General features: G+C 36.1%; 11 protein-coding genes and 1 pseudogene. 1 reads left to right on the top strand and 11 read right to left on the bottom strand.

The annotated features are described in order from the left end of the window. Window position 1: 1 nt before the first annotated feature. The 9 genes from yqeK to ESZ47_RS06360 all read right to left on the bottom strand — a co-directional run bounded on the left by yqeK (window position 2) and on the right by ESZ47_RS06360 (window position 5,947). Complete coding sequence (gene yqeK / locus ESZ47_RS06320) at window positions 2-586, bottom strand: bis(5'-nucleosyl)-tetraphosphatase (symmetrical) YqeK (protein ID WP_148605810.1); 585 nt, start codon at window positions 584-586, stop codon at window positions 2-4. Next, complete coding sequence (nadD, locus tag ESZ47_RS06325) at window positions 579-1,217, bottom strand: nicotinate (nicotinamide) nucleotide adenylyltransferase (protein WP_148605812.1); 639 nt, start codon at window positions 1,215-1,217, stop codon at window positions 579-581. Before nadD ends, yqeK begins: the two co-directional genes overlap by 8 nt. Window positions 1,218-1,227: 10 nt before the next feature. Next, the gene (gene yhbY / locus ESZ47_RS06330; protein ID WP_148605814.1) at window positions 1,228-1,542 is read right to left on the bottom strand and encodes a ribosome assembly RNA-binding protein YhbY; all 315 of its coding nucleotides are present in this window, start codon (window positions 1,540-1,542) and stop codon (window positions 1,228-1,230) included. After that, window positions 1,542-2,687 (bottom strand): ribosome biogenesis GTPase YqeH, encoded by a 1,146-nt coding sequence (gene yqeH, locus ESZ47_RS06335; protein ID WP_148605816.1) that lies wholly within the window; start codon window positions 2,685-2,687, stop codon window positions 1,542-1,544. The genes yhbY and yqeH overlap by 1 nt, the downstream gene beginning before the upstream one ends. Continuing rightward, window positions 2,677-3,213: a YqeG family HAD IIIA-type phosphatase gene (locus tag ESZ47_RS06340; protein WP_148605818.1), complete on the bottom strand. Its 537-nt coding sequence runs from the start codon at window positions 3,211-3,213 to the stop codon at window positions 2,677-2,679. The genes yqeH and ESZ47_RS06340 overlap by 11 nt, the downstream gene beginning before the upstream one ends. Window positions 3,214-3,286: 73 nt before the next feature. Continuing rightward, window positions 3,287-3,943 carry an aggregation-promoting factor C-terminal-like domain-containing protein gene (locus ESZ47_RS06345; protein ID WP_148605820.1) on the bottom strand — a complete coding sequence of 219 codons (657 nt, stop codon included), beginning with the start codon at window positions 3,941-3,943 and terminating at the stop codon, window positions 3,287-3,289. Between the two features lie 100 nt (window positions 3,944-4,043). Then, window positions 4,044-4,547 (bottom strand): DUF1440 domain-containing protein, encoded by a 504-nt coding sequence (locus ESZ47_RS06350; RefSeq protein ID WP_148605821.1) that lies wholly within the window; start codon window positions 4,545-4,547, stop codon window positions 4,044-4,046. Window positions 4,548-4,664: 117 nt separating this feature from the next. After that, a complete protein-coding gene (locus tag ESZ47_RS06355; RefSeq protein ID WP_148605823.1) occupies window positions 4,665-5,318 on the bottom strand; it encodes an NAD(P)H-binding protein in 654 nt (217 codons plus the stop codon). 23 nt (window positions 5,319-5,341) lie between these two features. Further along, the gene (locus tag ESZ47_RS06360) at window positions 5,342-5,947 is read right to left on the bottom strand and encodes a nitroreductase family protein (RefSeq protein ID WP_148605825.1); all 606 of its coding nucleotides are present in this window, start codon (window positions 5,945-5,947) and stop codon (window positions 5,342-5,344) included. Between the two features lie 136 nt (window positions 5,948-6,083). On the opposite strand from ESZ47_RS06360, the gene ESZ47_RS06365 reads away from it, so the two are divergent. Further along, window positions 6,084-6,506: an Rrf2 family transcriptional regulator gene (locus ESZ47_RS06365; RefSeq protein ID WP_148605827.1), complete on the top strand. Its 423-nt coding sequence runs from the start codon at window positions 6,084-6,086 to the stop codon at window positions 6,504-6,506. Between the two features lie 59 nt (window positions 6,507-6,565). Here ESZ47_RS06365 and ESZ47_RS06370 read toward each other — a convergent pair whose 3' ends face one another. Both ESZ47_RS06370 and ESZ47_RS06375 read right to left on the bottom strand, forming a co-directional pair. Further along, a complete protein-coding gene (locus tag ESZ47_RS06370; protein ID WP_148605829.1) occupies window positions 6,566-11,239 on the bottom strand; it encodes a glycoside hydrolase family 70 protein in 4,674 nt (1,557 codons plus the stop codon). A 255-nt stretch (window positions 11,240-11,494) separates the two neighbouring features. Continuing rightward, a pseudogene (locus ESZ47_RS06375) lies at window positions 11,495-12,456 on the bottom strand (hypothetical protein); the annotation flags it as partial.

The raw sequence follows: 12,456 nt of genomic DNA on the forward strand, positions 1-12,456 counted from the left end.
TTTAATTTTCTTTCTTAACCCAATAATTGTATGTTTCCAGTGATTTAGGATAAATCGGTGTTTCTTTTTGAACGAGCTGAGCTAATGTATGGACAATTTGATATTTGACACCCATTGATAAGCTTTGGTCTGTAATCGTGCGTGCTTCAACTACGCCTTCAAATGTACGACCTGTTTCTAGATAATCAGCCATAAATAACACTTGAGACAGTCGACTCATATCTGAACCAGAACCAGTGGTGTGTTGACGGACAGCTGTCAATATTTCTTCATCAGTAATACCCAACTCTGTACGAATTATTTCAGCACCCACAATGCCATGCCATACATAATTACCCCAATGAACTAAATCTGGATCCATATGTTGTTCTTCGATCACTCTCAAAAAATCATCATCTGAACGCTCTTTAGCATAATCATGTACTAGTGCTGCTATCTCCGCTTTGTCTAGATCTACATGATTAGCTTCCGATAATTTCACTGCATAGTCGCGAACCCGCAATACATGATGATAGCGATAATCAGATAAACGTGCAGCTACTTTTTTCTCTAGTTCAGCAATTGTACCATTAAAATATTTAGTCATATAAGCCTCTATACAGATCGTATTCTCTAATAAACAGTGCTTCACGTTCTGGTACTAAATAATTAATGCTTTGATTCATACGAATACGTGTACGTACCTCCGAAGCACTAATATTAATATTGGGCACATCAAACCACAAAACTGGATAATCAGATATCGTATCTTGTCCATCATGAAAGCCAGCTGCAAGTGTAACAATTCGGCTTAGTTCATCAATATGATCCCAAGTTGGTAATTTACCAACAGTATGAGCGCCCATAATAAAATAGTATTCATTTTCGGGATGCAGATCAACTAATTCTTTCATAGTCTGGTAAGTGTGAGATTCACCACCATTACGAATTTCAATTAACTCCAACTCAAAGAATGGATTATCTAGAATAGCCATATGTACCAACTGCATGCGATACGATGGTTCGATTGCACTGGCATGTGTTGCATCAACTGGTTGTGCGTTGGGCATCCAGTAAACTTTTTCAAGACCAAGTTGCTTCCCAACACTTTCTGCTAAAACTAACTGTCCTATATGTGGCGGATTAAACGTACCACCAAAAATCCCGACCCGGTGCTTTGTTTTACTTGACTCTAGTTCTAGTTGATCTTGTAGTACAATTGTCGATGTGCCAATCATAACCATCTCCTCAGATCTTTGCTACATCCAATGAAATCTTCTTGTATTTGTCTTCTTGAGCTGGTAGATACAAAATCACCGTACGTCCAATCGTCTGAGCAACAGTAATATCAGAGTGTGATTCAATAAAATTAGCTACTTCTTTCGTTGTTTCTTCAGCACTTTGTTGTAAACTAATTTTAACCAATTCTCGTTTAGCTAGTGCTAAAACTATTTCGTCTACCCAATTTTGTGTTAGCCCATTTTTACCAACTGAAAATATCGGTGATAATGTATTCGCTTGTGAACGTAAATAACGTTTTTGTTTTCCTGTTAATTGCATCATTAAATCATTGCCTTTCGAATGAGGACGCTAACGCCCTTAGGTGCCCAACCAGCTACTTTAATCCCAGCAGGAACATTGATCCAGCCTAATCCTGAAAAAACAATATCGCTATCTTCAGTAATACTAAATTCATGTTTCACTAAGTTCTTCATTTCTGGTTGTTTTGGTGCTGGCGTTAATAAACCACCTGCATGCTGATCATAAAAAGTATCTGCACCAATAAGTTTTGTACGGTGTAAATTCAAATTATTTTCAAAATACGCTGTTACAGCGCTTCGCTCGCCATTAATAAAATCGAAACGCGCGAGCCCACCAACAAAAATTGTCTGTTCAGGATTTAACTGATAAGTCCGTGGTTTGATTTCATTTTTTGGTAGGGCAAACTTTAAGTCTTTATCTGTTAAGACGTGAGCCATTTGATCTCGTTTAATGATACCAGGTGTATCAATTAACTGTTTACCATCTGCTAGCGGAATTTCAATACGATCAAGGGTTGTACCTGGAAAACGTGATGTGGTAATTAAATCTTGAACGCCCGTACGAGACTTAATAATTTGATTAATTAATGTTGATTTCCCAACATTTGTAACCCCAACAACAAAAACATCACGTCCCTTACGCAAATCATCGACAGCATCCAACAAATTATCCAAGTTTTTTGGATGTGTTGCTGATGTTAGAAAAATATCGACTGGTTGAATTCCTTGAGATTTTAGTTCCGAGCGTAACCAATTTTTTAAGCGATTCTTGTTAAGTAACTTAGGAAGTAAATCTACCTTGTTAGCAACCACTAAAATTGGATTATCTGAACCAACGAAACGAGGCAGCCCAGAAATAGCGGACCCAGTGATATCAAATACGTCCACAACATAGACAATCAATGCTTTTGTATCAGAAATTTGGTGCAGTAAGTTAGCAAAATCATCATCTGTAAGCTCTACAGGTTGAATTTCATTATAATGTCGCAAGCGAAAACAACGCTGGCAAAATAATTCATCACTACTAATTGATTTTTTTAATGCGCTCATTGGTAAATAACCAACTTTATCCCTGTTATCAACCTGCATCAAAGCCCCACAGCCAATACACCGTAGACCTTCATTTAATTGTTCTTGAACATATTCATCAGTAATTTCAGTTGTCACGTAATGTTTTCTCCCATTTCAAATGTGGATGTGCTTGGAACACAATTTTTTTAACATATCTTTCAATTTTTCGGTTTAGCCAAGTTTGCCACATGTCTGATTCAATTAAGCGTTGCACAAGCACACTGCGTACACCAGCTCCGTGTGCCGCCCAAATATCTGTTAACATTTGATCGCCAACCATAATTACTTCTTGACGCTTCAAATGGTGTGTACGAAGTACATGCAAAATACCACGAGGTAATGGCTTTAATGACCAAGATACAAATTTGACATCTAATGGTCTGACAGCCTTTGCGACGCGTTTAGTAGTATTATTAGAAACTACAATTAGCTCTATGCCACCTTCACGAAGATCTTCTAACCAACGTTTCAGTTCTGGTGTGCCGTTTGGATTGTTCCATGCTAGTAAGGTGTTATCTAAATCTGCAAGTACTGTTTTAATACCGCGCGCTTTCAAGTCTTCGACTGTGATATCGTAAATTCGTTCAACCATATATGTTGGTGTAAAGTGTTCTAAGCGCATTATATCTATCATCCGTCTCATTTATTCTTTTCTATTATAACAAAAAAACACGTACTACGTGTTACGTGTTTGATTAATACCAATTATTAGCTTGCCAGTGGGCAATAGCATTAGAAACTGTACCATATCTTGCTGCAATGTATTTTTGCATTGCTTCTAATTGAACTGCATAGTTACCATGGTAGTCTTGTCCCGGTACATATTGTGCATAATAACTTTCACTAAGTTGACCAATACCATAATAAGCACCATTTTGTGCATTGGCATTGCCGCCACTCTCATGCTGAATTAACCATTGAATATCAGATGAAACAACTGGTAGAGTCGAGGCGGCCTGTACTGCTTGATTAGTAACAGCCGGCTGCTCTTCAACTACTTGTGTTGGTTGATCTTCATTAGTTAAGCTCACGGGTTGTGCTTTATCACTTGTTTCAGAAACTGTATTATTTGTTACAGATGACTCTTGTTTTGGTTGATTTGTTTGTGCAACATTTGAACTGTTTGCAACTTTTTGATTTTCACTAGAAGCTATCGGTTTCTTAACATTCTCTGCTTTAAAAATCTTAACGTTTTTAACAGATGTTATAGTAGACTTAATTGTCTTAACACGGACTGCTTGGTTCATAGTGGCAGCTTCAGATGGCTGACTTTCTGTTTCTAATTGTGTCCCAAAAATAGCCAAAGATATTCCAGTTAATATTGCGCTTACTATTATTATTCTCTTCATCATGTATTACATTGTGCCGTTGCATTGTTACAAAAATATTACATTAATTAATAAAAACGCTGTCTAAAAATACTTAATATACATTATTTATATAATTGTTTAATTAATAATTTGGTAGCCAATTCGTCAATACAATTAATGCTACCATCGTTATATATATTGACCAAGACCATACAATGTGCCCAAAAAACTCTGAAAAGTGCTCAGCAAATGGCTGATTCAGTGCCGTAGGAACTGTTTTTGTAGCAGGCATAATAATAATATGAAAAATAATCCAAATAACAATACCATATATACTACCTTGCCACAAACTAACTATAGGAAATAGTTGGTTCAAAAAAACAAAAAGAATAGCAAATGCAACAGAAAAAGAAAAATGCAAGATTAGCGCCACAAAATAAACCTTTTGATCAGATGAATAATGAACATAGGCGTGCGTCCATTTACGTGGCATACCCATCTGCTGCAGTAACCTTTGAGGGGGATTAGTTTCATCTCTTTCTTTGGTTCTAGGCGGTAAAATCGCTTCCCAACCTATCTTAACCATACCTGATATCATTCCTGCTATTAAACCGATAAATACAACAGCTGTTAAAAAATGCAACATAACTCTCTCCTTTACATTATAAAATATGTCTAAATATTACAAAAAATTATCAAATAAATTATATGATACAACAAAAAAGCAACAAATCAATCAATGTTGCTTTCAAGTACCTATTTTTTATGAAGCGTTAATTACAGTAAATCTTGTTTTTTCAAATGTTGGTTCACTAATTTCTGATACTATTGCTTTGGCCATCGTGCCACTGTTTGTGATTGATTCCTTCTGATCATCGAAAAGAAGATAATCTTGACCTAACTTAACATCTTTGGCTTCACCAGGTTGGAAAGTAATGCCCGGTGATACACCAGTCCAGTTGACATTGTCAACATTACGCAAGAAATCTAGTTCTCTCTTTTGATTATCTGGTATAGCAACCCAAGATGCTGCATCCGGTAACTTCTTAAGATCTTCTAATAACAAATGATTGTCTGAACCAAGCATCAAACTACCAGCCCCTAAAATAAAAATAATTCGCGGTGTATTAGTTTCTCTTAATAACTTAATCAAATGTGCAGCTAAATCCGTATGTTGGTATGCTAATTTTGGGTTAGTCCCAAATCCATTGACAATAACATCAAATTGTAACAAGTCTTCTTTTGTTAAACTAAATGCATCTTTTTCCAGTACTTTGACTTCTTGTCCGAGCACATTTTGTGCTTTTTCGTGAGATCTTACGATTGCCGTAACATCGAACCCTTGTGCTTGTGCTTCTTGATACACAGCTGAACCAGCCATACCTGTTGCGCCTATAATACCTATTTTAGTCACCATCTTTGTCTCCTTCACTCGATTAATTATTCAAATATCTTAAAACGATTTCCATCAGCTATATATTCTTTTTCACCAGCTGCTGCTTCAATCGAACCAAATGGCATTTGAGCACGTAAGTGCCATGATTCTGGAATATTAAATGTAGCACGCACAGCTTCATCCACTAGAGGGTTATAATGTTGCACGCTAGCACCAATCTGTTTTGTTGCCAGAGCTTGCCAAACATTGATTTGAGCCATTCCATTAGCTTGTTCAGCCCAAGCTGGAAAATTTTCAGCATATAACGCAAATTGTTCTTGATATTGCTTCACAATATCATTATCTGTAAAGTATAATATTGTGCCAACTCCGGCTTTGAAGCTATCAATTTTTTGACGTGTTGCCTTGTAGCTTTCTTCATCGGGTACTTCTGCTTTCAACTTTTCAGCAACAATTTCCCAAAAACTATCAGATGATTTGCCAAATAAAATAGCCGCACGAACAGTTTGATTGTTAAAAGAACTTGGTGTTTCTTTAATTGCGGATTGAATTAGCTCAGTAACCTCTTCCTTTGTATCCGTAACATTTTTACCCAACGCGTAAATTGAGCGCCTCTGTTTGATTGTTGTAATATAGTCTTGGTTAGCCATGTGTGACACCTCTTTCAATTTGTAGTATAATTTTCTTATAAACTGTAACATATATTGTTACAGGTAAATCATACTACTTTACACGAAAAAATGTCAAGAAAAATTATTCAATTAATTCTAGAAAGTGAAGAAAACCATGAAAAACTCTACTAAACTCAGCGATGCCATTCATATTTTGACTTACATTGTCATTAATCAAGGTACTGATTTATCAAGCACGCAAATTGCTAAAAGTGTTAATTCAAACCCTGTTGTTATACGACGAATCATGGCACAATTAAAAAATGAAGGTTGCCTGATTTCCAGTAATGGACGCGCTAACCCCCAATTAGCTAGGCCAGCTGATACAATCAGTTTGTTAGATATTTATCGCGCGGTCGAAGAAGAAACCGACTTCTTAAAAATCGATACTAAAACGAATCCCAACTGCAATATCGGTCGCCATATTCAAACAACATTAGACAAATATTACCAACAAGTACAGGAATCTGCTGAAAAAGAAATGAACAAAATCAAACTGTCAGATATTATCAAGGAAATTCAATCTATTCAGCAATGAAAAAAGCAAAAGTCTTGATGACTTTTGCTTTTTGAGCTAAGAAACACAAATTTTTACTTTTATAATACAGCGTTACCATTGTTATCAAATTGATAAGATTTACCTTGTGCACTAACTAGTGAACTATCCTTAGTCTGTACACCTGTCACCTCATCAAAATGTTGTAAGTTACCATCAACTGCTTTAAATCCTTTGATTAGTTGGTAATTACTATCTGTTAAATACCACTGACCTTGATATTCAAAATAATCATTTTTAACTGCCAAACCATCAGTAGCATTGAAATAATAACTCAATTTAGTGTTTGGATCAACAATGACAGAATCTTTAACTTGTTCACCATTTACATCAAAATATCTTAATTCATTATTTTGCTTCACGAATCCTGTGGTAACATGGCCGTCATTATCCAACAAAACATACTTGCCATTGGATAGTTGATAATATTGATTTTTGATTAAATTACCACTTTGATCAAAAATATAAGTCGTATCATTTATTTTTTGCACACCAGTTACTAGATAACCATTCGCATCATCTGTATAGAAAGTGTCCCCATTGATATTGATAAACTGCCCTTTACTTTGACGACCATCACTATAAAAGTATTGACTCTTGCCATTAATAGTCTGTAAGCCAGTAACTGCGTGTCCGTTATCATCAAAATAGTACCATTGACCATCGCTATTTTTGACAAACTTTAGAACAGCCATATTACCATTCCCAGGTTCAAAGTAGTACTTATATCCATCAGTTGCCGTGACCAACTGATTCTTAACTTGAACACCATTTTTATCAAAATATTGCTGATGACCATCTATTGTTGCAAATCCTGAGCGAACCATTGCACCAGTATTGTCAAAATAATAAGCAACACCATTCTGATCTGTAGCATACTGTCCAAATATTTGCTGCCCCTTTTTATCGAAATAAACCGTGGTACCGTCCGCATTTTGCAAGAAACTCTGAACTAATTCAATCCCATTTGGCAAAAAGAAATATGTGTGATTATTTATTTTTTGTAAACCAGTAACTAGATGTCCTGTTTGATCAAAGTAATAATAGTTATTATTATCATCTTGAATGAACGCATTTTGAGCGCGATAACCACTTAATGTGTAATAAATAATGCCTTTATCATCATGTGTGAAACCTGTTTCGGATAAGTCATTAGTTAATTGTTTAGGTAAGTAATCGTCATCTTTTGTATTTGAAACAACCTTGAAATACTTATTTGAGCCTACATCTTTCAATACATATCCAGCACCTTTACCTTGAATATTTGAACCATTGAAATATTTTGCAGCCCACTCCGTAATTTTTACACTACCATCAATTGGCAATCCAGTAGAAATTTGTGGTGTTTCAAACAAAGTTGGATACAATGCTTTCAATTTATCCAAGAACGCACCACCATATGTTGATTGATATGCACCACCACCACGACTTTGAACAACGTAAAGCGCATTATCAATGTCAGATGATGTATCATCCTCACCAAATGAATTTGTTCTGGTCACTGTAGCTAATTCTTGACCTGGCAAATTATAAATCTGGTCTGGAACCCAATCTGCAATGGCTTGAATGCCATTAGCATGCAAGGCTTTAATTGCTGCTCTCAATTGGTCAACTGTACCATATTTTGTTGGTGTCTTGTAACCTAAATCATAACGATCAGTAAAAGCGTATCCATTTTGAATGATTGAATCCAAGAAGCTTGTGTCTGTACTAGAACGATACTGTGGCGCCAATTGGAAGCTTGTAACACCCCAATTCTTGAATTGATCTGCATTTTGGGCAATCACAGCGTTAGTATAGTCGCTATCTTCTGTGGCAAATGCTTGAAAGTTAGAAAATCCTTCATATATCACTTGAGAGTCAAGTGCCGCATTTGAATGGAATACTTTTCCATCTGTAGATGTTGACGAATCCGAACTCGTCCGTGCATCTTGTCCTGCTTGAGCACCTACGGGCACCCAAACTGCTAAATAACCAGACACTTGTGGATTCTGTACACCATAAATTGATTGACTTGTAAAAATCAAATCACCATTGTCATTTGTATACACAACCGGTGCATTGTCATCGGTATCATAATAAGCTAATCCATCCGCTGTTGTTGCTAATAATGAACGATAGGCTTGGTTTTTGTGAGCTGCTCCCATGTGAAGCGTCACCGTATCATCATTTAGTTTTAATGAGGCATTGTTACTAACAATCACACCAACACCTTGGTTTCTAGTTTCTTCTGTCCCTTCATCTGAAGATGTCATAGCCCCTTTACCATAACGTACACTAGTTAACACATCATGATTATCAACGGCCATTGATTGTCCGCCAGAAACATATTGGATTCTAGCTTTTAAAAGTGTGTTGATGGCATCAAAGTAAGGTGACTTTGTGGCCATGTATTGCCCGTCATCTGTATATAGATCGCCATAGTATACACGTGGTACGGTATCTTTGTTGGTTAGCAACATAGCATAAGCACTCGCCATATTGTATTGCGTATACTTCTTATCGGCTAATTTTTCGTCTTCATTATAGACCTTAAAAGCAGCCGCTAATTGTTCTGCCGTAGGTGCTAGACTATTCTTAACATCAGGGTAAAGATCCGACACAATTTGAGCAATAACTGTTTGTACTTCACTATCATGCGCACGAACAAAACTATAATTAGGAATAGCTTTGTTTTCTGTACTATCATTTGAACGATCCACCATATAATAATTCATAAAGCGTGCCATTGTACCACGAATGTCAGATGACTTCGTTAGCGACCAAATGAGTTGTGTATGCATATAGTCGTCCATGGTCAGCTGGTCATTTCCTTTATCCGTTACATAAAGTGGATCGTTATGACTCCAGTCTTCTAATATCGAAAGATGCTTATTTGCTGTTTCGTCATTTTTATTAACACCATATGCTAATTTGAAATAATCTGAAGCAATTTGTAATAAATCAGCATCAACGTTATCTACGGCATCTACACGAATACCATCAAAATTAGCATCCGCATCATTTGCCGTGATGCTTCCAAAGTTCATTAAGTAGTAAAGCCAGTTCAATTGCTCTGCTTGCACAACTGGATTTGAATTATCAACGTCGTTTGCCAGCAACAGCTCAAAGCCACCCTTTGAATTATCTAAATTATAAGCTTGTTTCCCAGTTTGGTTCGTTGGTGTACGATTCAATAATCTAAAGTTTGAATTAGCATCCGGCGTAAGCGGACTATTAACAAAAGTTAATGCACCATTTTGCAAGTGATCATTTTTTATATCTTCACTTGTTTCGTTCCACTGTGGTTGTGTCACAATAAAAGCTGCCATTGCATCTTTTAGCCAATTTGTACTCTGCTGCGCACTGATTTTCATTTCAATTGACTTTTGAACATAATCACTTGCTTCATTTAATAGTGATTGATTGTCCGTCGAAGCAAAGTTATCCGAATTACTAATAAAGCCTAGGTTAGCCATATAGTTAAGATAGTTGACTTGTGTTTGCTTATCAGGCCACCAGACAGACAATATTGGTCTGAAATCAGTTTGCGTAGAGGCCGCCCAATCAGTCCCGTTCCGTAATATATCCTTAGGTCGATACCATGAACTAGCAGTTAAATAACCATCAATATTTTCAAAATTAGAAGCATCCGTCCCATTTACAGCATTATGTTCACTATAATCAGTATTTTGTGTTGTCAGTCCTTCTTTGATTTCTGATGTCGTACTTGATACTTCTTGACCAGTTTTTTGGTCAAAGGTCATTATTTGTCCGTCAAACACGCCAGAAAAACCTTTTTTCAATTGACCAAGATCATCAAAATAATAATTTTTGCCGTCAATATTTTTGATGCCTGTCACCGCTTGTCCTGTTGCATCAACATAGTAAGTAGCACCATTGTCAGTTTGATAGTACTGATTAAATAATTGTTGTCCTTCACTATTAAATACAATAGTTTTTCCGTCAATATTTTGTAAACCAGTTAATTCGTTACCAGAGGTTTTGTCAAAATAATAATTATAATTATCAATAGTGACAAATTGTCCTTTGACTTGTACACCTGAATTGTCAAAATATTGCGTATTATTATCTATTTTTGATAAACCTTTAGCATTTTGGCCATCATTTAGATAGTAATACCACTGACCATCTTTTTCGACATATTTTCCACCACTCTGCTCTGTAATTTTCGGCTTCTGAACATCAGCTTCTTTTTTGTCAGTAATCTCAGTTACATCCTTGTTAGTGCTGTCAGTTTCTTTTTTATCAGTACTCTCAGTTACATCCTTGTTAGTGCTGTCAGTTTCTTTTTTATCAGTACTTTCAGTCACATCTTTGTTAGTACTGTCAGTTTCTTTTTTATCAGTACTATTGTCAGCTGTATTAGTTGTCACCGATTCATTTTGAGTAGCATCAACAGTTTGACCAACAACTTGTTTGCTATTAGGTTCCTTTCCATCCAGCTTTTCCGCAGACCCATTTGTTCCATTCTCAGCAGTTGCACTATTATCAGTTGTTGGTGAAGCTAATTTTTCTTTCTGATTATCATCAGTCGTGATTGTCGTGTCGGACTTTTGAATGTCAGTTGTTGATACGATATTACTATCACCAGAAACACTCTGTGCAGATAAAGCAAATGTTAACCCTACTGCTAATGCACAAGTAGCACCTACAACCCAGTTTTTCCCCACTTTATACAGCTTTTTACGCAATACTTCTTCTTTGAACGTCATAAATTCTCTCCCTTATAATATTCGCTTCCTATTACACTGAAAAATTATAACTTAATTCATTTGTAAAAACAGTAAAAAATTCCACATATATTAGAAATATTTTAAAAAAACATTGTAAAACCAACTATTCTAGCGATAAAATTAATATTCATAATATTAATTTTATTATAAAAAATGCGTCATTAATTTATCAAATGATAATTAACAACGCTAATTACTTAAGTTCATAATATCGAAATATGAATCACAAACTAATTAAATTTTAATGTTTTTTAATTTATTTTTGAATAGATTAAACAATGCAAACAAAATTACTAGAATTAGAAAATTTAACATATTTTCTATCAAAGAAAATGCACTTCTGCCTGTTTTGGGTAGCATAGTTAATGTAGTGTTCATTTGCTCACTATTTTTACTGAACTTATTTTTATCAAATAATATGTCAGGTTGGTCCATGTTTTGAAGGCCATTTTCATTCAACGCAGGTTGGTATGATAAATAATTATTTGGAAAAATATTGGTCTTATCAACTTGTTCTTGCTTTGAAATATTCTCATCAGAATCTGCTGCAAGATTGTTTAATTTAAGTGGATCATCTGTTTTTATCTCATCGTATTTCGATAAGACAACACTCTTATTTTCTGTGATATTATTAGTCGTTGCCGCCAAAGGATATTCTTGAACATATTCAAAACTATGGTTATCAACGATTGAGCAATCAGCATAATTATTTTCATCCATGAAGCTTACCTGATTATTGTAATAGTTCTCATTGTCGTCAACTTTGTTCTTTCCGGCAAGACCATCTTCGCCATTTACTCCATCTCGACCAGCTTTACCATCGATTCCATTTTTTCCGTCATGGCCGTCTTGACCATTTACTCCATCTCGACCTGGTTTCCCGTCGGAGCCGTTCTTTCCAGCAATACCATCTAGCCCGTTACGGCCATCTTGACCTGGCTTCCCATCCGCTCCGTTCTTTCCAGCAAGGCCATCTTCACCATTTGCTCCATCTCGACCGGCTTTACCATCGATTCCATTTTTTCCGTCATGGCCGTCTTGACCATTTACTCCATCTCGACCTGGTTTCCCGTCGGAGCCGTTCTTTCCAGCAATACCATCTAACCCGTTACGGCCATCTTGACCTGGCTTCCCATCCGTTCCGTTCTTTCCAGCAAGGCCATCTTCACCATTTGCTCCATCTCGACCAGCTTTAC

The organism is Leuconostoc litchii, from assembly GCF_008107645.1.
Lineage (GTDB): Bacteria > Bacillota > Bacilli > Lactobacillales > Lactobacillaceae > Leuconostoc > Leuconostoc litchii.

Bases quoted from the DNA above. Each gene is read 5' to 3' on its own strand.
- ESZ47_RS06350 (WP_148605821.1), bottom strand. From the start codon at position 4,547: ATGTTGCATTTTTTAACAGCTGTTGTATTTATCGGTTTAATAGCAGGA.
- ESZ47_RS06340 (WP_148605818.1), bottom strand. From the start codon at position 3,213: ATGCGCTTAGAACACTTTACACCAACATATATGGTTGAACGAATTTAC.
- ESZ47_RS06345 (WP_148605820.1), bottom strand. From the start codon at position 3,943: ATGATGAAGAGAATAATAATAGTAAGCGCAATATTAACTGGAATATCT.
- nadD (WP_148605812.1), bottom strand. From the start codon at position 1,217: ATGATTGGCACATCGACAATTGTACTACAAGATCAACTAGAACTAGAG.
- yhbY (WP_148605814.1), bottom strand. From the start codon at position 1,542: ATGATGCAATTAACAGGAAAACAAAAACGTTATTTACGTTCACAAGCG.
- yqeK (WP_148605810.1), bottom strand. From the start codon at position 586: ATGACTAAATATTTTAATGGTACAATTGCTGAACTAGAGAAAAAAGTA.
- ESZ47_RS06365 (WP_148605827.1), top strand. From the start codon at position 6,084: ATGAAAAACTCTACTAAACTCAGCGATGCCATTCATATTTTGACTTAC.
- ESZ47_RS06360 (WP_148605825.1), bottom strand. From the start codon at position 5,947: ATGGCTAACCAAGACTATATTACAACAATCAAACAGAGGCGCTCAATT.
- ESZ47_RS06355 (WP_148605823.1), bottom strand. From the start codon at position 5,318: ATGGTGACTAAAATAGGTATTATAGGCGCAACAGGTATGGCTGGTTCA.
- ESZ47_RS06370 (WP_148605829.1), bottom strand. From the start codon at position 11,239: ATGACGTTCAAAGAAGAAGTATTGCGTAAAAAGCTGTATAAAGTGGGG.